Below are 19,612 nucleotides of genomic sequence, written 5' to 3'. Positions count from 1 at the left end.
CGGATGGAGCTCATTCGAACGGAGGATCTCTGGCAGATCTGCCGGATCCGTCATCCTAGTTCCTCATTCCATTCAGCATCCGCGACCTCCGGCAACTCATAGATGTAACCCTTTAGCGTGTTGCCACTCTTATCCAGGTATCTGCCGAGAAGGCGCAATCTTTGGGCCATGTAGGCGAAGCTCTCGTCTTCTCTTAGGGTCTCCGCGAGGCTTGCTCCCAGCCGAGTGGTTCTGAATCCAAGGCCACTCGCGGTACTAAGGGGCGTCAGCTCAACGAGCCCTCGGCCGACAAGGGAGCCAAGTATGGCGTAATACGAAGGGTCCCAGGGCCCATAGCGATAACGCATCATCCGTGCATCTAACGGTGCGTCATCCTCTTCAATAGACGTGAGATCGGCGGGCCGCGCGCCGTGCGCCTCAAGCACTCTGCGCAGGTGTCTCGGATATCTCAGAAAGAAGTCAAGCTTTGCCAACTTAACGCGACCCTCAAGATGACGGGGCTTCCCTCTTGCAGTTCTACTAAACTGGTCAATCAGAAGCAGGATGCGTGCTTCGCCCTCCGGAGAAGCACGGTAGCGGGCGCGGCTAGCCGAATGCGACTCACGACCGGTCGGTGGAAGACCACTGCTCGCGGTCCCCGACCGTGATTGAGCAATAACGGTCATGCTGCCCGCCACGGGAACTTGCATTTATCAGAGAGATGCGCGAGGTATCCATAAACGTGAAACGGATTGCCACCGAAAAGCTGCTCGTGGTCGCAATGGCCGAGGTCTGCCAAGCGCGATAGAAGACCTGTTGCGATAACCTCGGCCTCCCGGCGTCCCTGCACGGGATTTACAGCCGCGTTCATTCGAGCTTGGCTTGCCACAGCGCGAGCCAATGAAAGTGTTCGACGACTCAACCCCTCCAAACTCTCATGGGCATCTACCCTTTGAGCTATTAAGAGCTGCCGCTGCACCTCCATGTCAGCTCGATAGTATTTTGCCTCCTGAATCGTCTCCTCGCGCGCTCTTCCTGCCCGCATTTTTAGCTCTAGCATGGAAACGGCAGATCCAGTTGAGAGCCTGCGGGTCAAGGACTCAATGGGCTCACCAGGAAGCGGCGGGGTCAACGCCGTTACCATCTCTCGACTTAGAGTCTGACGCGAAATATCGGCAGGAATGTGCTCGCTGCCCAAGATCTCGCCATGTTCGATTAGCGCGCTTTTTGCTTGAGCTAGTATCGCGAGGATAGTAGGCGGGAGACTCCCTGCCTCCTGTGCCGCCGTAGCTGATTCCAGCAATCGCACATATATGATTTCCAGCTCCGACATTGACATGTCAGGCCATATGCTTCCCATCTCATAGAGTGCATGGGCATCCATCTGACCCTGCGTGGGCTGATTGTGACGGATAACCAAGCGCGACAGAAAGTCGTTCACCCATCTACGGTTTAGGCCGTGGCCAACCAGCTTGCGCCGGACATCGGCGTCGGCAGTTGCCGGGTCGTCAACGAACTTGACCGTTGCGCGCACTTCCGAAATAGGACCCTCTAACCACAATTCGAACTTCGAGTCTCCATGCAGACGCGCCTGCCGAACCTTCATATAAGACTTGACAAGTGAGTCGAACCCGCTTTTACACATGTTCTTTGCGCTCCAAGAACCACGATCCCGGGTCTTGAGCTGGATGAAGCGGAATCGGTCGGGGTATACGAGTGTCACATCCTCGACGTGCTCGCAAAGAACAAAAGAGGGGCCTTGTTCCGAGAGGCACGAGAGCCACTGAAGGGCGGCCTGCTTCGCCTGCCACCTGTACCGAGCGAAGGTATGAGTGCCTGTCGGATCACTGGCTACCCTGGCAACCTGCTCCAAGCGCGTCTGCGCGGCACCAGCAGTCTCAGCGCCGTACGTCGTCATACAGCTTCCAGCAAGAGAGCAGGTCCCTCAATCTTCGCTACGCAGGGTGACGACCGACGAAACAACATGTGACGGATGTTACTCACAACTGTCAGCCGTGGCGACCCTCTGCCTGTCGGGTAGTCGCTTGACAGGGAATTCGGTCACACAGGGCGACAACCCAGGTCGACTATGTACTGCCGAAACGCTCTGTTCTAAATCAAGGCACCGCGCTCCGCGCGGTGCGGGGCGGCAAGCCCGGCCGGCGGCAAGCCGCCCCGGCCGCCTACGGCGCCGGGGCGGTGAGCCACCGAAAGCCGCCGGGACACCGCCCACGTCGGAGCGGAGCTCAGTCCAGAGCGAGTTCGCCCGGGAAGCGCTCACGAAGCGCGGCGACCGCATGGCGCAGGCAGTAGTCGAGGCTGTTGCCGTCGAGCCTGATCGACGCACCATCGAGCCGCTGGCCCGAGATCACCACCGTCCATGGCTTGTGCTCCCGCTCGCCGTCAACCTTGACGAGCCCGATCAGACCCATCTCCCCCAGGTGCGCCAGCAGCTCCGGCACGCGCTCGTCCCATCCCATCCACGGATGGGACCACGGAGGCCGCTACGGAAGCCAGCAGGTCGACCTGTTCGTGCGTCGGGGCTTCCGGCTGCCGCGCCAGTCCAACCCCGGGACTGGCTTGCCACCGGGTCACCGGGCCGCGGCACCAGCTCCACCGCCAGGACGTGGGGCCTCCCCCGCATCGACTCAGGCCCCCAAGCGCCGGCCGGGAAAGGGCCCTCAGACGGCAGAGCGCGCCAGACCGAGGTGTGGCCAACTGACCCAGCGCTCAGGCCCCCTCCAGGCCGTCCCAGGCCGTGGCCAGGCCGTCAAACGCCACCCAACGATGACCAAGGTCAACCAACGGCACCAGATAAACGACCAGCTCAGAGCCTTGATCACAGCTCTGAGCTGGTGGGCGACGGACGAGTCGACCTGTACGCCGGATTCTGTGACCGACGCCGTCCCGGAGGACGTCGTCGGCGGCGGCCATCCATCTCGGCCTGCCGTTGCCGGCAGGCTCCAGCGGCCTACCCGCAGACATCGGGCGGGCAGCCCTCAAGCGTCTGCGCGAGCCGTCATCTTGCGGTGACGGCTCTTTCTTGGCCTTGCTCCGGGTGGGGTTTACCTAGCCATCCCGGTCACCCGGGATGCTGGTGGGCTCTTACCCCACCGTTTCACCCTTACCGCCCCGTATAGGAACGGCGGTCTGTTTTCTGTGGCACTGTCCCGCGGGTCACCCCGGGTTGCCGTTAGCAACCACCCTGCCCTCTGGAGTCCGGACGTTCCTCGGCGACGGGCCGCAGCCCGTCGACGCGACCGCCCGGTCGACTCGTCCGTCGCTCCCTCATCTTAACGACGCGACGGCCGCGCTCATTTCCGCCCTGGAGGCGGGTGGACGGCGGGGACGGAGGCGACCGGCTCCGTCCCCGCCGCGCCGTCCGTCACCGCCGCGGAGGAGCTCACCGTGCCGGATCCGACCGCCTCCACCCGCGCCGCGCCCTCGGGGGCACCACGAGAAGCTGGTCGGTTGAGGGCCGCGTGGCCGCCGGCCCGGGTCGGCACCCGGATCGCGATCAGATCCGGAGAGCCGCCGACGACCGTGCTCGCCAACGCCCAGTCGGTCCGGCTGGCCGCCAGGGTCTCCGTGTCGTCGGGCCGGGCGTCGTCCGGCGGAGCCACCGCCACCAGGGCGTCGTAGCTCGCCCCGACCTGCAGGACGGCCGGGCCGATGCCCGAGGCCGGACCGACGAGCGCCGCGCCGGTGCCGTCCCCGCCGGGAATACGGCCGCTCCAGCGCCGCACCGGCCCGGGATCGCCCGACAGGCCGCTGGTCTCGACCAGCAGCCGGTAGGAACTCTCTGCCGCGACCGTGCACGGCCCACTCCCCTCGCCGACCCTGTCGCCTGTCGCAGGGAACGACGCGGCAGGGTGGCGAAAGGTTGAGTCCGTGCCTGGGCGGCGCGGACGGGAGGGTACTAGCCTCTGGGGACCATGGACCTCTCCGACGCCGCGCTCCTGCTCGCCGCCGGTCTCGCCGCGGGCACGGTGAACGCGGTGGCCGGGGGCGGTTCCCTCATCACCTTCCCGGCGTTGATCGCGGTCGGACTGCCCCCGGTGCCGGCGAACGTCACCAACTCGGTGTCGGTCTTTCCGGGGTACGTGGCGAGTGTGGCGGGCAGCCGCGCGGACCTGCCGCCGGCCCGGCGCATGGCCAGGCTGGTGCACACCACGATCGCCGGCACCGTGGTCGGCTGCCTGCTGCTGCTGGCCACCCCGGCGCGTGACTTCCAGCTGGTGGTGCCGTTCCTGGTGCTGGGCGCGACCGCCGTGCTGGCCTTACAGGATCCGCTGAGGCGCCTGGTCGGTCACCCGGCCGGGCTGAGCCCGCGCCGCCGTACCGTCACGGTGCAGGCCATGGTGGGGCTCGGCGCGGTGTACGGCGGCTACTTCGGCGCGGCGCTCGGGGTGATGCTGGTCGCCGGTCTGGCCCTGGTGCTGGACGCCACGCTGGCCCGGGTGTCGGCGATCAAGAATCTGCTCTCCGCGGTGGTGGGGCTGACCACGCTGGTCGTCTTCGCGCTCTTCGGCCCGGTCAACTGGGCGGCGGCCGCGGTGGTCGCGCCGGCCACGCTGGTCGGTGGGTACGCGGGCGCCCGGCTGGTCCGCCGGCTGCCGCCGGTGGTGCTGAGGACCCTGATCGTGGTCTTCGGCACGGTGATCGGTCTCTACCTGCTGTGGCGCGCGCTGCGTTGAGACGCCGAACCGCCCCGGCGCGACGCTGCGCCGGGGCGGTTCGACCAGGGGCGGAGAGGAAAGCTCAGTACGCCTCGCCGACCGGCTCCTCGGGGGCGTGCTCGGCGTCCCGGGCGGCGGAGTTCCACCGGGACCAGAGCACCCGCTCGCCGTAGCCGGCCGCCATCAGGTGGGCGAAGGCCAGGTAGACCAGCACACCCACGGCGAGCACCCCGAAGCCGACCCAGAACGGCAGGGCGAGCGAGTGCTCAGCGAGCTTGCCGGAGATGATCGGGGCGGGCGCGGCGGCGCCCCAGCGGACCAGGTTGAACGCGCCGGTGGCCACCCGGCGGTCGCTGGAGCCGAGACCGAGCGCCAGGTCGGTGAGGTTGGCGTTGGCCAGGCCCATGCAGAGGCCGGCGAGCACCAACACGACCAGCGACTCGGTGGTGGAGCCCGACGTGGCGAAGAGCGCCATGCAGACCAACAGGCCGGCGATGGCCACGCCGACGGTCTGCACGGCGCCGATCCGGTGGGCGAGCCGGTGCCCGATCACCAGGATTCCGGCGGCCAGGCCGAGGCCCCACGCGGTGAAGGCCAGCCCCAGCGGCACCACGTCGAGGTGCAGGAAGAGCGGGGTGTAGCCGAGCACCACGAAGAAGACGAAGTTGTACGCGGCGGTGACCACGCAGAGCGCGATGAACGCCGGCTTGCGGTAGGTGGCGAAGATCTGACCGACGCGTACGGGTGGCTGCCGGTTGGTCGGCTCGCGGAGCTTGCGGGACGCGACGGCCAGCGCGAGGACCATGAAGACGCCGCAGACGAAGAACGGCAGCCGCCAGCTCACGTGGCCCAGCAGTCCGCCGATCAGCGGGCCGACGGCGAAGCCGAGGCCGAGCGCGGTCTCGAAGAGGCCGACCACCCATTCCCGGTCGATGGCGAGGCTGACCAGCACCACCATCGCGGTGGCGAAGAACATCGCGTTGCCCAGCCCCCAGACGCCGCGTAGCACGGAGAGCTGCACGATGTTGTTGCTGAGCGACGCGAGGATCGCGGCGACGCCGACCACCGAGACGCCGGTGATCAGTACGGGCTTGAAGCCGAAGCGACCGCTGGCGAGGGTCGCCGGGATCATGCCGACCGCCATGACCGCGATGTACGCGGTGAAGAGCAGCTCGACCTGCCAGGCGGTGACCCCGATCGCCTCGCCGATGACGGGCAGGATCGGGTCCACCACGGCGATGCCGGCGATGGCGAGGAAGGCCACCAGGGTGGTGGCGTAGATGGCACTGCGGTTGGGTTCGGATCGCCGATCCACTCCGCCTCCCAGGGGAGATAGCTGTATCGTACAGGTAGTTCTGTTGTATCATACAGCTATGACGGACGACCACACGACGGGAACGGCTCGGGACGAGGTCACCCTCGGTCGGATCGAGACCGAGGTGGCGCTGCTGATGCGCCTCGGCGAGGCCACCCGGCGGGGCACCGGCACGATGGAGCACCGGCTGCTCGACCGGGCGGCGTACGTGATCCTGCGGCACCTGGCCAGCGCCGGCCCGCAGAACGTCTCGGCGCTGGCCGCGAAGCTCAACCTGGACGGCTCCACGGTCACCCGCCAGGTCTCCGCGATGCAGCGGGACGGCCTGATCGGCCGTACCCCGGACCCGGCCGACGGCCGCGGCACGGTGATCTCCCCCACCCCGGCCGGCCTGCAACGGATGGCCGCCGTGCAGCGGGCCCGCACCCGCCTCTATGGCGACGTCCTCGCCGCCTGGACCGACGACGACCGGGACACCCTGGCGGAGATGCTGCGCCGGCTGAACGAGGCGCTGGAGTCCCGCAACCGCCGCCGCTGAGGCGCACGGAAAGAGGCCCCCGGTACGGCGCGGGCCGTTGACCGGGGGCCCCTCATCTCATCTCAGGCGACGGGCTCGCGGGCCGAGTCGGCGTCGCGCTCGGTGCCCGGAACGACCCGGGGGTCGCCCTCGTCGGCGAAGTAGTCGTCCGGGGTGGTGTTGTCCACCCCGTCGGCCACCTTCGCGGCTCGCAGGACCAGGGTGAGCAGCGCTGCCACCACCAGGTTGACCAGCACCGCCACGATTCCGACGTAGATCGTCTTCTTGGTGTCGAAGCCGAACTCGGAGAGCGGGAATGCCGAGCCGGCGAAGTGCTTCTTCCCGGTCGTCGGGTTAGCGACCTGGTAGAGCATCCACAGGCCCATGCCCATGCCGGCGACCCAGCCGGCGATCAGCGCGTTGCGGTGGAACCAGCGGGTGTAGAGGCCCAGCGCCACCGCCGGCAGCGTCTGGAGGATGATCACGCCACCGATGAGCTGCAGGTCGATGGAGAACTGCGGGTCGAGGAAGATGATGCAGGCCACCGCCCCGAGCTTCACCACCAGCGAGGTGATCTTCGAGACGTTCGCCTCCTGCGCCGGGCTGGCGTCCCGCTTCAGGTACTCCTTGTAGATGTTGCGGGTGAACAGGTTCGCCGCCGCGATCGACATGATCGCCGCCGGCACCAGTGCACCGATGCCGATCGCCGCGTACGCGACACCGGCGAACCAGCTGGGGAACTGCTGGTCGAACAGGAGCGGCACCACGGTGTTGCTGTCCACGCTGCCCGCCTTGGCGCCCGGCAGCGGCTTCACCCCTGCCGCGATGGCCATGTAGCCGAGCAGCGCGATCAGCCCGAGCAGCAGGCTGTAGGCCGGCAGCGCGGACATGTTCCGCTTGATCACGTCCCGGTTCCGGCTGGCCAGCACGCCGGTGATGCTGTGCGGGTAGAGGAACAGCGCCAGCGCCGAACCGAAGGCCAGGGTGACGTACTGGAGCTGGTTGTTGGGGTTGAGCAGGATGCCGTCCCCGGGTGCTGGTGATGCCTTGAACTTGGCGTCCGCCGCGGCGAAGATGTCGCCCCAGCCGCCCAGCTTGTACGGCAGGTAGACGATCGCCACCAGGATCACGATGTAGATCAGCGTGTCCTTGACGAAGGCGATCAGCGCCGGCGCGCGCAGCCCGGACTGGTAGGTGTAGGCCGCCAGGATCGCGAACGCGATGATGATCGGCAGGTGCCGGGCCACCGCGTTGTCACCGGTCACGCCCATGGTCTTCAGCACCGCCTCGATGCCGACCAGCTGCAGCGCGATGTACGGCATCGTGGCGACGATGCCGGTGATCGCGATGAGCAGCGCCAGCACCGGCGAGTCGAACCGGTTGCGGACGAAGTCGGCCGGGGTGACGAAGCCGTGCCGGTGCGACACCGACCAGAGCCGGCAGAGCACCAGGAAGACCAGCGGGTAGATGACGATCGTGTACGGGACGGCGAAGAAGCCGGCCGCGCCGGCCCCGAACATCAGCGCCGGCACCGCCACGAAGGTGTACGCCGTGTAGAGGTCACCGCCGACCAGGAACCAGGTGATCCAGCCGCCGAAGCTGCGCCCGCCCAGCCCCCACTCGTCGAGGTGTGCCATGTCCTGCGGCGCCCGCCACCGGGCCGCCACGAAGCCCATCGCGCTGACCAGCAGGAAGAGCGCCGAGAAGACGATGATCTCGGTCAGATGATCCCGCCACATCACCGGTCACCCCGCTTCTTCGTCATCTGGTAGACCAGCGTGGTGGTAGCCACCCCGAGGATGATCCAGGCCAGTTGGAGCCAGTAGAACCGCGGGAAGCCGAACAGCCGGGGTGAGTCGGCGTTGAAGAAGGCCGGAATCAGCGGCACCACGATCGGTATGAAGAGCAACCAGTTCCAGGGACTGTGGTCCTTCGCCCTGGATCGCGCCGTGGTGGGCGCCTCCGGTTCGGGTGCTGCCATGTGACACACCTCCGGGAAGTCGTAACTCGCCATGTGACGGCCGGAGGCTACGGCCCTGTGAGCGCAGTCACGTTCGGCGGTGCGACGGCGGTGCGCCGAGCGGCCGCCCGCGTGCGCCGAACGGCGCGGGCGGGCGGCCCGATGACGGAGGGGTCAGAACGCGGAGAGGTGCGCGGTGTCGTTGACCGAGCGGACGGCGACGCCGCCGTCCGGGTAGAGGTCGAGCAGCGAGATGCCGGCGGTGTCCAGGTAGAGGCGGTGCAGGAAGGCGTCACCAGCCGCGAGGGCGTCGCGCAGCACCAGCTTGATCGGCGAGACGTGGGAGACCACCACGACGGTCTCCCCCGGGTACGCCTCGCGCAGCCGGTCCACCGCCCGACCGGTCCGCTCGGCGACCTCGGTGAACGACTCCCCCTGCGGCGGAGCGACCCGGGTCGAGGCCAGCCAGGCGTCCAGCTCACCCGCCCAGCCCTCGCGCACCTCGGCGAACGTCCGGCCCTCCCAGACGCCGAAGTCGCACTCGATCAGGTCGTCGTCGGGGCGTACCGGCGGGTTGCCGACGGCCGCGGCGATCGCCTCGGCGGTGGCCGTACACCGGGACAGCGGCGAGCTGACCACGGCCGCGACGGACGGGGCGAGCGCGGCCACCCGGGCGGCCGTCGCCCGGGCCTGGGCCCGGCCACGGTCGGTCAGCGGCACGTCGCCGCGGCCGGAGTAGCGCTTCTGCACGGTCCGCTCGGTCTCGCCGTGCCGGACCAAGATGAGCCGGGTGGCGGTCTCGGTGGGACGCGGCTCCCACGAGGCCGGCGTGGTGGCCGGGTCGGTGCCGGTGGCGCGTCCGATGGCGGCCCGGGCGGCCACCTCGCGGGCGGCCGCGCGGGCCGCCGAGTCCGGGCCGGCGAGCTCGCGCGGCGGCTCCACGATCCGGGGTGGCGCGACGGTGGCCCGGGCCGGCGTCTTCCCGGCGGCGGCGTCCATCGCGGCGTTCGCGAGGGCGTCGGCGTGCTTGTTGCGCTCCCTGGGGATCCAGCTGAACCGGACGCTCGCGAACCGGGCGACCAGCCCGGCCGCCTGGGCGGCCAGCGACCGCAGCCCCGGGTTCTTGATCTGCCAGCGGCCGCACATCTGCTCGACCACCAGCTTGGAGTCCATCCGCACGTCCACCTCGGCCGCACCCAGCTCGGCGGCGGCCTCCAGCCCGGCGATCAGGCTCCGGTATTCGGCGACGTTGTTGGTGGCGGTGCCGATCGACTCGGAGCGCTCGGCGAGCACCTCGCCGGTCTCCGAGTCACGGACCACCGCGCCGTAGCCGGCGGGACCGGGATTGCCCCGGGAGCCGCCGTCGGCCTCCATGACGACCGCGCGCACCGCCACGACGGCTACAGGCCCGACTCGTTGGTGCGCACCATGATCCGCCGGCACTCCTCGCAGCGGACCACGTCGTCCGGGGCGGCCTTGCGGATCCGGGCCAGGTCGGCGCCGGAGAGATCCAGCCGGCAGCCGCCGCAGCGGCCGACGGTGAGCAGCGCCGCGCCCAGCCCGGTGTCCGCGCGGATCTTGTCGTAGAGGCCGACCAGGTCGGCGGGGAGGTCACCGGCGAGCGGCTGGCGGGCGGAGCGCTTGAACTCCTCCTCGCGGGTGATCTCGGCGAGGCTGTCGTCGCGGCGCTGCTCGGTGACGGCGCGCCGCTCCCGGGCCTCGGCCATCCGCCGGTCGATCCCGTCGAGCACCCCCTGCGCGGTCTCCCGCTGCTCCATCAACTCCAGCTCGGCGTCCTCCAGGTCGCTCTGCCGGCGGTTCAGCGAGACCAGCTCGTGCTGCAGCGCCTCCAGCTCCCGGGCCGGCCCGCTGCCGGCGGCGAGCCGGGCCTCGTCCTTGCTCTTACGCGCCCGCACCTGCTCGACGTCCTTCTCCAGGCGGACGATGTCCCGGTCCAGGTCGTCGACGGCCACCTGGGCGCGGACCCGCTCGTCCTCCAGCGCGGAGAGCTCCCGCGCGAGGGCCTCCAGCTCGGCCCGCTCCGGCAGCGACCGGCGGCGGTGGGCGAGCTGGGCGAGGGCGGTGTCGATCGCCTGCAGGTCGAGCAGGCGGCGCTGCACCTTCGGGTCAGCCTTCACGGGCGGGGCTCCTTGTCGTCCGGTCGGGTGCGGCGGCGTGCACGGTCCACGGGTCGGTGTCCAGGTCGGACACCACGGTCTCGACGCCCAGCGTGTCCCGCAGCTGGGCGGCCAGGTCGTCCAGCCAGGGTCGTTCGGTCGCCCAGTGGGCGGCGTCCAGCAGGGCGGGTCCACCGGCGGCGAGGTGCTCACCGGCGGGATGGTGGCGCAGGTCGGCGGTGAGGAACGCGTCCACCCCGGCCGCGGACGCCTCGGCGAGGAAGCTGTCCCCGGAGCCGCCGCTGACCGCGAGGGTACGAACCATACGCCCGGGATCCCCGGCGGCGCGAACTCCCCAGGCGGTGACGGGCAGCACGGCGGCGGCGTGCCGGGTCAGCTCGGCGAGGGTCGTCGGGGTGGGCAGCTCGCCGATCCGGCCGATGCCCCGCCCCGGGCCGTCGGCCGGCGAGCCGGGGCGCGGCCGGTGCAGCGGGCGCAGCCCGGTCAACCCGAACCGGGCCGCCAAGGCGTCGGAGACACCGGGATCGGCCACGTCGGCGTTGGTGTGTGCCACGTACAGCGCCACGTCCGCCTTGATCAAACGGTGGACGATCCGCCCCTTGTACGTCGTCGCGGCGACCGAGGAGACCCCGCGCAGCAGCAGCGGATGGTGGGCGACGATCATGTCGGCCCCGGCGGCGAGCGCCTCGTCCACCGTCTCGGGCACCACGTCCACCACGCAGGCGACCCGGCGTACCCCGGCGCCGGGCTCGCCCAGCACCAGGCCGACCCGGTCCCATTCCTCGGCCCAGGCGGGCGGGTAGCGGCCGTCCAGCACGGCCACCACGTCGGCCACCGTGGGCGGGGATCCCGTTGTGCTCACGGCCGGCCAGCTTACCGGCGCGGGCCGTGACACACGCCCTCGATCGCCGGAACGCGCCCACGGTACGAGCAAACACCGCGCCGGCGGGCCCCGCCGGACCACCCGATGACGCGCCCCCGGGTCATCGGGCTCAGGCGACCGGGACGACCGGGCGGCGCACGCCGCGCAGCGCCGCCAGGCCGGCCCCCCACGGGAAGGCGTCCTGATGGCGCTCGCCGGTCCCCGGCGGGTGCAGCGGGACGACGTGGTCGCCGAAGACCACCGCCACCCCCCACTCCCGCAGCCGGCCCAGGCTGGTTCGGAACGCCGGGTGGGCGGCCATCGCCGAGTTCGTGTACGGCACCGCAGCGATCGGCAGGCCAAGCCCCTGGCCCTCGATCAACAACCCGAGCGCGAGGGTGTCGGTGATCCCGACCGCCCACTTGTTGACCGTGTTGACCGTCGCCGGGCAGACCAGCATCGCGTCCGCTGGCGGCAGCACGTCGGGATCGCCCGGGTTCTTGTAGTGGGTGCGGACCGGATGGCCGGTCTGCCGGGCCAGCGCGGTCCGGTCGACGAACTTCGCGCCGTCCGGCGTGGTGACCACGCAGACGTCCCACCCGTCCTGCTGGGCCAGCTCGACCAGCCGACCCACGTGCCGCGCCAGCGGCGAACCGCAGGCGATGACGTAGAGCACCTCGCGGCGCCCGTCGCTGATGCGCGGACCGTTCATCCGACCGGCACCACGCTCATACTCCGACTCCCATGTGCCCAGCCAACTCCGCAATCGGCGGAGGCGGCGTACCCCGTGTGCGACGCAGCACGTCCGACATCACCTCGTGGGCGATCGGCCGGCAGCGGATCTCGGACGGCGCGAGCCGGTCGCCGCGCAGCAGCATCTCGCCCGCGTTCGCCACGTCGCCGAGCTGCGCGTAGCCGCGGGCGATGTCGAGCAGGTGGTGCGCCCGCCGCTCGGGCAGCATCGCGTTGAAGGCCGCCTCGGCGATGCCATGGTGGATCTCCACCGCCCGCCCGCCGTCGCCCAGTTCCACGGCGGCGGCGGCCCGGTGCAGCTCCAGGTTGGTCGGGCCGAACGAGGTCCAGTAGTGGTTGTGGTCGCCGCCGAGCAGCGTCGCCGCCTCGTGCGCGCCGGTGAGCAGGTCGTCCACGGTGGCGGAGTCGGCGATCCGGGCGGCGGCCATCGCGCCCTGGAGCAGCAGCATGCCGTAGACGGAGAGGCGGGCCGGGGAGGCGTCATTGTCTCCGCCCGGGGCGAGCCGGTTGGCGATGTTGACGTTGAGTTCGAGCGCCGGCCGGGCCCGGCCCATGGCGACCAGCGCGTTGCAGACCCGGGTGGTGGCGATGCCGGCCAGCAGCTGGTCGTCGGCCCGCTGGGCGACCGCCATCGAGCGGTCCGCGGCCAGCCAGGCCAGGTCGCACTCGCCGAGCTTGCGCAGCACCGAGGAGGCGATCTGGTACACCTGCCCGAGCAGGTGGGCCGACTCCCGGGCTTGGTCGCCGCCGTAGCCGGCGTCGGCCGCCTGGGCGTCGCGCAGCAGCTTCGGCAGGGCGCGGGTGAGCATCCCGTAGCGGCCGTACTGGTAGGTGAGCCAGGCGTGGCTGACGGCCTTGCGCATGTCGGCCAGCGGCGGCGGGTACGGCGCGGCGTCGAAGTACGCACTCATCGAGTCGTACCGCTCCAGCGCGGCCCGGATCTCCTCGACCTCGACCTGGTCGATGCAGTTCAACGCGTCGGTACGCCGCTCCGGGTCCTTGCCGAGCAGCAGTTGGACGTCGACCTGGAGGATGTCGGCGATCTCGTAGAGGACGGAGAACTTGTCCAGCCGCCGGACGCCGCGTTCGACCTTGTCCACCCAGCTCTTGGACTTGCCCAGCCGGTCGGCGAAGACCTGCTGCGACATCTTGCGCCGGCCCCGCCAGTACGCCACCCGACGGCCTATCGGCAACTCGTCCATCTCTCCCCCTGCCCGCGTCCGGTCGACGTCCCCGGTCGACCGCCGCTCACGGTCCGTCGGTATTCAGGTTTTCGCTGGTCGCACACTCTGTACGTCAGCCGTACAGCCAGTCCTCGTAGTTTTCGTGCAAGTTGCATCAGCCGTTTCGTCAGCTCAACGACCGTGGGTTACGGCAGTGACGGCGCTCGACATGTGACATGTGGACAGTCCAGGCAGGGCGAAGGGAGATGGCACACATGTGGGGGAATGTCGGACCGCGCGTCGCTCACCTGTCGCCCCTGGAGCGGGTCCGACTGCGCCGGGTCGCGGTCCGCTACGCCGGGCACGGCTGGGAGGTCACCCCCGGCGCCTGCCTCGCCAACAGCCGCTTCGTCTGCGGCCGGGCGGGCTGTCCGACGGTCGGCTGCCACCCGGCCCTGGAGCACTGGGACCAGGCCGCGAGCGCCGACCCGGCCCGGGTGGCCACCTGGTGGCGCAGCCGCCCGCACGGAGTGCTGCTCCCCACCGGGCGCTCCTTCGACGTGCTGGAGGTCTCCGCCCACCTCGGCCGGCCCGTGCTGGACGCCGTCGCGAACCACCCCGCCGAGTTCGGGGTGCGCGGGCCGGTCCTGGTCACCCCCACCGGCCGGTGGATGTTCCTGGTCCGCCCCGGCGACCCGCTCCGGCCCGAGCTGGAGCACTGCTTCCACGTCGTCCGGCACGGCCCGGGGTCCTGGATCCCGGCACCGCCGACCCGGCTGCCGGAAGGCGTCGTGCACTGGGCCGCCGCCCCCGAACAGGCCCGCTGGCAGCTACCCGACTCGTACCTGGTGCAGAACGCGCTGATCGACGCGTTACGGGCGGCCGGCGTGACGCTCGCCTCCGACCTGCTCCCCGGCCAGCTCCCGCTGCCCCGCCGCGGCTCGTGACCGACCGCCTCCCGGGCGGGTGAACGACCCCCACGCGACAGCGACCCCGGCGGCCCCGCCCTCGTTGAACAGCTGACGGCGTACCGACGCCAGTGAGCGGGGGTAGACCATGTCCAGGGACGATGCGGCACGCCACACCGGCGGCACCGAACCATCGCGGCCCCAGCGCCGCCCGTACGGCTGGGCCGGCACCCGCCCGTGGGGCACCCGCCCCGGCCGGCCCCGCCCACCCGGCTCCCGACCCGCCACCACCCACCGCCCGCTCCGCTGACCGCCGCCCGTCCGGCGGGGCGGCAGCCCCGGGTCAGTCGGCCAGGGGCAGGGCGGTGGAGTGCAGAAGGCGGGCGTCGTCGGTGACCTCGCGGTAGGTGCTGAACCGGGCGTCGACCTCCCGGAGCCAGCGGAAGGTCTCCTCGGCCAGCTCGTGCGGGGTCGCGGCGGCCGGGCGGCGCCCGCGAGGGCACTTAAGACGGTACTCATGCCCTCGCCTGGGTGGCCGGTCCGGCCCCGTCCGGGCGTGGGCCCCCCAGCAGGGCCGACATCGACCCGGAACGCCGGACCGTAACGTTTTGGCCCGTGCTGGCGCTGGCGCGTCGTTCAGCGTCACAGCCAAACTTCAGGTGCGGATAAGCCTGCGCTGAGGTCGTCCGACCGGAAGTCGCCCCGCCGCGCCGAGCCGCCTCCGGCACCTCGCCGCCCCGGGCGAAAGTGGCAGCTGGCGCAGCGCGTGACCCGCCTCCGATGCGGGTATGCCGCCGAACCGCTGAAGCCGTGAGGGGAAGGCACCGCCATGCTCAGCAAAGAGGATCAGCGCAGGTTCGAGCAGATCACCCGCCAACTCCGGGAGAGCGATCCGCAGTTCTTCGCCCGGCTCGACCACCGGGCCCGCGCCCGCCGTGGCCGGTACCTCATGCTGTTGACGATCGTCCTGTGGGCCTCACTGCCGGCGATGACCGTGCTGGCCGGGCGGCTGGCCGGCGCGATCTGCGCCGTGGTGATGCTGGCCAACGCCGGGCTCATGTGGCGGTTCCGCCGGCGCTGGCTGTGACCACGCCGGCCCCGACCGGTCGATGGGCGTCGCCGCCGGGGAGCCGGCGGTGGTGGGCCGATCCGGCCGCGACCGGCCGAGGTCCCGGTACGCCCGGCGCAGCCGTTCGGCCAGCCCCGGGCCGCCGATGGCCGGCCCCGGCGGGCCGAGCTGGCGCAGCAGCAGATCGGGCCCGGTCGCGAGGGTCGGCGGCCGGTCGGGCATCGGCACCGGTGCCACCCAGAACCGGTCGACCGGGTCGGTCGGCGACGGCAGGGCGCCGAGCACCCGGGCCGCCCCGGCCGCCGTCGATTGCCGGGTCGGCGCGGATCCGGGCCCGGCCGTACCGGGGTGACCGTCGGCGACCGTCGGGGCGGACCGACCGGCCGTCACCGACCCGGCATTCGCGCGCGCGTCGTCCCCGCCGGTCACCGTCGGCGGCGTACCGGTCGACCCGGCGGCGCCCCGCAGCGTACGGAGCCGGTCGAGCAGCTCGGCGCGGCTGCGGCCCCGCCAGTGCAGCAGTTGGAACGGGTCGGCGTCGAACGCCTCGGCGAGCAGGTAGAAGGTGGCCGCGAGGTGTTTGCACGGCACCGCGAAGTCGGGGCAGCCGCAGCGCTGGGTCAGCTCGTCCACGATGGACGGGAAGAGTGGCGCGCCCGCCGCGGCGAACAGTTCCTCCAGCTCCGCCGGCAGGTCGCCGGCGAGCAGCCGGGCGCTGAAGAACGCCTGCCCGGCGAGTTCCGCCTCGATGCGGGCCCACACCTCGGCGGGGTACGCCGGCAACGCGATCCGCACCGGGTACGGGTCGGGCCGGGAGCCCTGCACGGCGGCGGTGACCAGCCCGGGCGTGATGTCCAGCCGGAGCACCTGGCCGCGGCGCGCGTACGACCGGCCCCGGGTGAGCCGGGTGCCGAGGGCGAAGGACTCCAGCACCTCCAGGAACCGCCGGGACCACCAGGACTGTCCGATCGCGCCCCGGGTGCTGCGCGCCCGTAGCCCGCCCTCCACCCGGCGCGGCGGCCCGAACTCGGCGAACCGCCCGGTCGCGGTCCCGTCCGGCGTGGTCACTCCACCACCGCCCCGGATTCCAGGGCGAACAGCTCGCGCAGCGCGCCGGTGGAGAGCTCGGTGACCCACTGCTCGCCGCTGCCCACCACCCGCCCCGCCAGGCTCCGCTTGTCGGCGATCATGGCGGCCACCTTCTCCTCCACCGTGCCGGCGGAGACGAACTTGCGGACCTGCACGCGGCGGCGCTGGCCGATCCGGAACGCCCGGTCGGTGGCCTGGTCCTCGACGGCCGGGTTCCACCACCGGTCTACGTGCACCACATGGTTCGCCGCGGTGAGGGTGAGCCCGGTGCCGCCTGCCTTGAGCGAGAGCACGAAGAGCGGCGGTCCGTCCGGCGACTGGAACCGGGTGACCATGGCGTCCCGGTCGGCCTTGCCCACGCCGCCGTGCAGGAAGATCACCTCACGGCCGACCCGGGCCGACAGGTGCCCGCGCAGCATGCCGCCGAACTCGGCGTACTGGGTGAAGAGCAGGGCCTTCTCCCCCGCGGCGAGGACCTCGTCGACGATCTCCTCCAGCCGCTCCAGCTTGCCGGAGCGGCCGGGCAGCGGCGAGCCGTCGCGCAGCAGCTGGGCCGGGTGGTTGCAGACCTGCTTTAGCCGGGTCATGGTGGCCAGCACCAGGCCGCGGCGCTCCATCCCGTCGCTGGACTCGATCTTCGCCATCATGTCGTCGACCACCGCCCGGTAGAGCGCGGCCTGCTCGGCGGTGAGGTTGCAGAGCACCTCCATCTCCAGCTTCTCCGGCAGGTCGGAGATGATCGACGAGTCGGTCTTGAGCCGGCGCAGCACGAACGGGCCGGTGATCCGGCGCAGCCGTCCGGCCACCTCGTCGTCGCCGTGCCGCTCGATCGGCTCGGCGAACGTCTTGCGGAAGGTGGCGGCCGGACCGAGCAGGCCCGGATTCGCGAACTGCATGATCGACCAGAGGTCGGCCAGTCGGTTCTCCACCGGCGTACCGGTGACCGCGACCCGGTGCCGCGCGGGCAGCGACCGGACGGCCTCGGCCTGCCGGGTCGAGGCGTTCTTGATCGCCTGCGCCTCGTCCACCACCACCCGGTGCCAGTCGATGCCGGCCAGCTCGGACGCGTCCCGCGCGGCCACCGAGTAGGTGGTCAGGACCAGGTCCGCGCCGTGCACGGCCGTCCGGAACTCCGCCCCCCGCGCCCGCTCGGCCCCGTGATGCACGTGTACGCGCAGCTCCGGCGTGAACCGGGCCGCCTCCCGCTGCCAGTTGCCGACCAGCGACATCGGACAGACCAGCAGGGTCGGTCCGGCCTCGGGCGGGTCCCCGGCCAGCAGGGCGAGCAGCTGCACCGTCTTGCCCAGCCCCATGTCGTCGGCGAGGATCCCGCCCAGCCCGAGCGACTGGAGGAAGGCCAGCCACGCCAGTCCCCGCCGCTGGTACGGCCGCAGCGTGCCGTGGAACCCGGGTGGCGGGTCGGCCGGGGCGATCCGCCGCTCCGCCGTCCCGGCGAGCAGCTCGCCGAGCGCGCCGTCGGCGGTGACCTCCAGCACCGGCAGCTCCTCTTGCCGGTCGGTCTCGGCGAGGCCGAGCCGGAGCAGGTCGGCGACGGTCAGCTCCCCGGCCGAGCGGAGCAGCCGGAGGCCGGCGGCGAGCCGCTTCGGGTCCAGCTCGACCCAGCGCCCGCGCAGCCGGACCAGCGGGGACTTCAGCTCGGCCAGGGCGGCCAGCTCCTCGGCCGTCAGCGGCTGGTCGCCGAGGGCGACCTCCCACCGGTAGTCGACCAGCGCGTCCAGCCCCAGCCCGCCGGAGGCGGCGGCCACCGTGCCCGGGGCGGTCCGGCTCCGGGCCCGCAGCCGGGCGCCGAGCCGGGTCGACGGCCGCCGCCACCAGGACGGCAGGAGCACCCCGAAGCCGGCCGCGTGCAGCACCGGGGCACCCTCCCGCAGGAAGCGGTGCGCTCCCTGCGGGTCGAGTTCCATCCCCTCCGGCGTGGCGGTCCGCAGCGCGTCGTCCAGCTCCGGCCAGAGCCGGCTGGCCCGGCCCAGCTCGGCGAGGAGGGTCTCCTGCGGGTCGTCCCCGGCGATCCCGGGCAGGTTTCCCGGCGACCGCCACACGTCACCCGCCTCGACCAGCAGCCCCGGCTCGTCGGCCGGTTGCAGGCCGAACTCCACCCGCCACCGGCCGTCCTGCGCCACCACGGCCGTGGGGTCGGCCGGCACCACCGGCAGTGGCTCCGCGATCTCGTCGGGATCGGGCTCGACCAGCCGGAAGCTGGCCCGCACCGGCCCTCGGGCGGCGTCGCGCTGCCAGGCGTCCAGCTCGGCGCGGAGGGTGTCTAGCCCGGCCGGGTCGACGGTGAACTCGCGGCGCTGGCCGGTGAGCGCGGCCAGCCAGGCCGGCACCGGCCCGCCCGGACGGAGGCCACGGGTCAGCACGGTCTCCGCGAGGGCGGCCCGGGCCGCGGCGTCGGTCAGCGCGTCCAACGCGTCGGCGACCAGCGCACCCGGCTCGACCAGGGCGGGCGGAGCGGCGGCGGCGCGGGCGGCCGGGGGCAGCGCGAGGGCCAGCGACCGGGCCCAGCCGGCGTCCGTGCCGGTGAGCAGGGGCCGCCAGACGGCCCGGGCGGTCACCCTGTCGGCGGCGCCCACGACACCGGACCGGGTCCACCGACCCGCGGTGGCGGTCGGCGCGACGCCCGATCGGGTGCCCGGCTCCTCGGTGGTGGTCCGCGCGGCGCCGGCCGGCGACGCGACGCCGGGCAGGACCCGGCCGCGGGTGACCAGGTCGGCGGCGAAGTCGGCCAGCTCGGCCAGCTGCCGCAGGTCCGCCCCCGGCACGGCGGCGCCCAGGTCGATCTCCCGCAGCAGGGCGAACGCGGCGTCCGGGGCGTACGTCAGGGCGGGGACCCGCCAGCCGGCGAGGGTGACCGGCCCGCGGAACGGTTCCGCGACGGCGGTCCGGACCAGCTCCGGCGAGTCGACCGGCGAACCGGCCCGGGTGGGGAGGGTGAGCAGGACGGACGTGGCCTCGGCCGGGAGGTCGCCGAGCGTGGCGGCCAGCGTGGCGTGCCCGGCGGCGAACGGGTGCGGCCGTTCGCGCGGGGCCCGACCGGGCCGGCGTGGCGCCCGCGCCGGCAGCGTGGTGTCCTCGGCCCAGACGGCGAGCCCGACGGCGGACAGCCACGCCCCGTGGATGACCAGCACGCACTCCCCCTCGTCGACGCCCGGGGCCAGG

At 71.9% G+C, this 19,612-nt stretch carries 17 protein-coding genes and 1 other RNA gene; 4 read left to right on the top strand and 14 right to left on the bottom strand.

What is annotated here, in order from left to right; all coding sequences use genetic code 11:
* Positions 1 to 661 precede the first annotated feature (661 nt).
* The 4 genes from SLP03_RS21685 to SLP03_RS21670 all read right to left on the bottom strand — a co-directional run bounded on the left by SLP03_RS21685 (position 662) and on the right by SLP03_RS21670 (position 3,725).
* Positions 662 to 1,897, bottom strand: a complete 1,236-nt coding sequence (locus SLP03_RS21685) for a dsDNA nuclease domain-containing protein (protein WP_319462456.1) — start codon at positions 1,895 to 1,897, stop codon at positions 662 to 664.
* 328 nt (positions 1,898 to 2,225) lie between these two features.
* The gene (locus tag SLP03_RS21680) at positions 2,226 to 2,459 is read right to left on the bottom strand and encodes a hypothetical protein (RefSeq protein WP_319462455.1); all 234 of its coding nucleotides are present in this window, start codon (positions 2,457 to 2,459) and stop codon (positions 2,226 to 2,228) included.
* A 383-nt stretch (positions 2,460 to 2,842) separates the two neighbouring features.
* Positions 2,843 to 3,255, bottom strand: an RNA gene (rnpB, locus tag SLP03_RS21675) — RNase P RNA component class A.
* A gap of 38 nt (positions 3,256 to 3,293) precedes the next feature.
* Positions 3,294 to 3,725 carry a hypothetical protein gene (locus SLP03_RS21670; RefSeq protein ID WP_319462454.1) on the bottom strand — a complete coding sequence of 144 codons (432 nt, stop codon included), beginning with the start codon at positions 3,723 to 3,725 and terminating at the stop codon, positions 3,294 to 3,296.
* 189 nt (positions 3,726 to 3,914) lie between these two features.
* On the opposite strand from SLP03_RS21670, the gene SLP03_RS21665 reads away from it, so the two are divergent.
* Positions 3,915 to 4,676 (top strand): sulfite exporter TauE/SafE family protein, encoded by a 762-nt coding sequence (locus SLP03_RS21665; RefSeq protein WP_319462453.1) that lies wholly within the window; start codon positions 3,915 to 3,917, stop codon positions 4,674 to 4,676.
* A 64-nt stretch (positions 4,677 to 4,740) separates the two neighbouring features.
* Here SLP03_RS21665 and SLP03_RS21660 read toward each other — a convergent pair whose 3' ends face one another.
* Positions 4,741 to 5,973, bottom strand: coding sequence for an MFS transporter (locus SLP03_RS21660; RefSeq protein WP_319462452.1), 1,233 nt, complete (start codon positions 5,971 to 5,973; stop codon positions 4,741 to 4,743).
* Positions 5,974 to 6,031: 58 nt separating this feature from the next.
* On the opposite strand from SLP03_RS21660, the gene SLP03_RS21655 reads away from it, so the two are divergent.
* Positions 6,032 to 6,511, top strand: coding sequence for a MarR family winged helix-turn-helix transcriptional regulator (locus SLP03_RS21655; RefSeq protein ID WP_319462451.1), 480 nt, complete (start codon positions 6,032 to 6,034; stop codon positions 6,509 to 6,511).
* Between the two features lie 62 nt (positions 6,512 to 6,573).
* Here the strand turns inward: SLP03_RS21655 and mctP are convergent, their stop codons facing one another.
* The 7 genes from mctP to SLP03_RS21620 form a co-directional block, all read right to left on the bottom strand.
* Positions 6,574 to 8,229, bottom strand: coding sequence for a monocarboxylate uptake permease MctP (gene mctP, locus SLP03_RS21650; protein ID WP_319462450.1), 1,656 nt, complete (start codon positions 8,227 to 8,229; stop codon positions 6,574 to 6,576).
* The gene (locus tag SLP03_RS21645) at positions 8,229 to 8,471 is read right to left on the bottom strand and encodes a DUF3311 domain-containing protein (RefSeq protein ID WP_262282281.1); all 243 of its coding nucleotides are present in this window, start codon (positions 8,469 to 8,471) and stop codon (positions 8,229 to 8,231) included. The genes mctP and SLP03_RS21645 overlap by 1 nt, the downstream gene beginning before the upstream one ends.
* A 153-nt stretch (positions 8,472 to 8,624) precedes the next feature.
* Positions 8,625 to 9,845, bottom strand: a complete 1,221-nt coding sequence (locus SLP03_RS21640; protein ID WP_319462449.1) for a bifunctional RNase H/acid phosphatase — start codon at positions 9,843 to 9,845, stop codon at positions 8,625 to 8,627.
* Positions 9,846 to 9,850: 5 nt separating this feature from the next.
* Positions 9,851 to 10,588: a zinc ribbon domain-containing protein gene (locus SLP03_RS21635; protein ID WP_319462448.1), complete on the bottom strand. Its 738-nt coding sequence runs from the start codon at positions 10,586 to 10,588 to the stop codon at positions 9,851 to 9,853.
* Positions 10,578 to 11,450, bottom strand: a complete 873-nt coding sequence (locus SLP03_RS21630; protein ID WP_319462447.1) for a Nif3-like dinuclear metal center hexameric protein — start codon at positions 11,448 to 11,450, stop codon at positions 10,578 to 10,580. The genes SLP03_RS21635 and SLP03_RS21630 overlap by 11 nt, the downstream gene beginning before the upstream one ends.
* A 130-nt stretch (positions 11,451 to 11,580) precedes the next feature.
* Positions 11,581 to 12,162 (bottom strand): flavoprotein, encoded by a 582-nt coding sequence (locus SLP03_RS21625; protein ID WP_319462446.1) that lies wholly within the window; start codon positions 12,160 to 12,162, stop codon positions 11,581 to 11,583.
* Between the two features lie 16 nt (positions 12,163 to 12,178).
* Positions 12,179 to 13,405, bottom strand: coding sequence for a helix-turn-helix domain-containing protein (locus SLP03_RS21620; protein WP_319462445.1), 1,227 nt, complete (start codon positions 13,403 to 13,405; stop codon positions 12,179 to 12,181).
* Between the two features lie 236 nt (positions 13,406 to 13,641).
* Between SLP03_RS21620 and SLP03_RS21615 the strand changes: the two genes are divergently transcribed.
* Complete coding sequence (locus SLP03_RS21615) at positions 13,642 to 14,313, top strand: bifunctional DNA primase/polymerase (RefSeq protein ID WP_319462444.1); 672 nt, start codon at positions 13,642 to 13,644, stop codon at positions 14,311 to 14,313.
* A gap of 790 nt (positions 14,314 to 15,103) precedes the next feature.
* Positions 15,104 to 15,361, top strand: a complete 258-nt coding sequence (locus tag SLP03_RS21610; RefSeq protein ID WP_319462443.1) for a DUF3040 domain-containing protein — start codon at positions 15,104 to 15,106, stop codon at positions 15,359 to 15,361.
* Here SLP03_RS21610 and SLP03_RS21605 read toward each other — a convergent pair.
* Together SLP03_RS21605 and SLP03_RS21600 are read right to left on the bottom strand one after the other, a co-directional pair.
* Complete coding sequence (locus SLP03_RS21605; RefSeq protein WP_413644638.1) at positions 15,251 to 16,411, bottom strand: SWIM zinc finger family protein; 1,161 nt, start codon at positions 16,409 to 16,411, stop codon at positions 15,251 to 15,253. The two genes, SLP03_RS21610 and SLP03_RS21605, sit on opposite strands and share 111 nt — an antisense overlap.
* Positions 16,408 to 19,581: a DEAD/DEAH box helicase gene (locus tag SLP03_RS21600; RefSeq protein ID WP_319462442.1), complete on the bottom strand. Its 3,174-nt coding sequence runs from the start codon at positions 19,579 to 19,581 to the stop codon at positions 16,408 to 16,410. Before SLP03_RS21600 ends, SLP03_RS21605 begins: the two co-directional genes overlap by 4 nt.
* Positions 19,582 to 19,612: the final 31 nt, after the last annotated feature.

This window comes from Micromonospora sp. RTP1Z1 (assembly GCF_033804685.1).
Taxonomy (GTDB): domain Bacteria; phylum Actinomycetota; class Actinomycetes; order Mycobacteriales; family Micromonosporaceae; genus Micromonospora.
The sequence above is the reverse complement of the archived record's forward strand: the minus strand, read 5'-3'. Positions and strand labels throughout refer to the sequence as shown.

Coding starts and splice junctions, on each gene's coding strand:
- SLP03_RS21615 (WP_319462444.1), top strand. CDS start 13,642: ATGTGGGGGAATGTCGGACCGCGCGTCGCTCACCTGTCGCCCCTGGAG.
- SLP03_RS21685 (WP_319462456.1), bottom strand. CDS start 1,897: ATGACGACGTACGGCGCTGAGACTGCTGGTGCCGCGCAGACGCGCTTG.
- SLP03_RS21665 (WP_319462453.1), top strand. CDS start 3,915: ATGGACCTCTCCGACGCCGCGCTCCTGCTCGCCGCCGGTCTCGCCGCG.
- SLP03_RS21610 (WP_319462443.1), top strand. CDS start 15,104: ATGCTCAGCAAAGAGGATCAGCGCAGGTTCGAGCAGATCACCCGCCAA.
- SLP03_RS21625 (WP_319462446.1), bottom strand. CDS start 12,162: ATGAACGGTCCGCGCATCAGCGACGGGCGCCGCGAGGTGCTCTACGTC.
- SLP03_RS21655 (WP_319462451.1), top strand. CDS start 6,032: ATGACGGACGACCACACGACGGGAACGGCTCGGGACGAGGTCACCCTC.
- SLP03_RS21620 (WP_319462445.1), bottom strand. CDS start 13,405: ATGGACGAGTTGCCGATAGGCCGTCGGGTGGCGTACTGGCGGGGCCGG.
- SLP03_RS21645 (WP_262282281.1), bottom strand. CDS start 8,471: ATGGCAGCACCCGAACCGGAGGCGCCCACCACGGCGCGATCCAGGGCG.
- SLP03_RS21680 (WP_319462455.1), bottom strand. CDS start 2,459: ATGGGATGGGACGAGCGCGTGCCGGAGCTGCTGGCGCACCTGGGGGAG.
- mctP (WP_319462450.1), bottom strand. CDS start 8,229: ATGTGGCGGGATCATCTGACCGAGATCATCGTCTTCTCGGCGCTCTTC.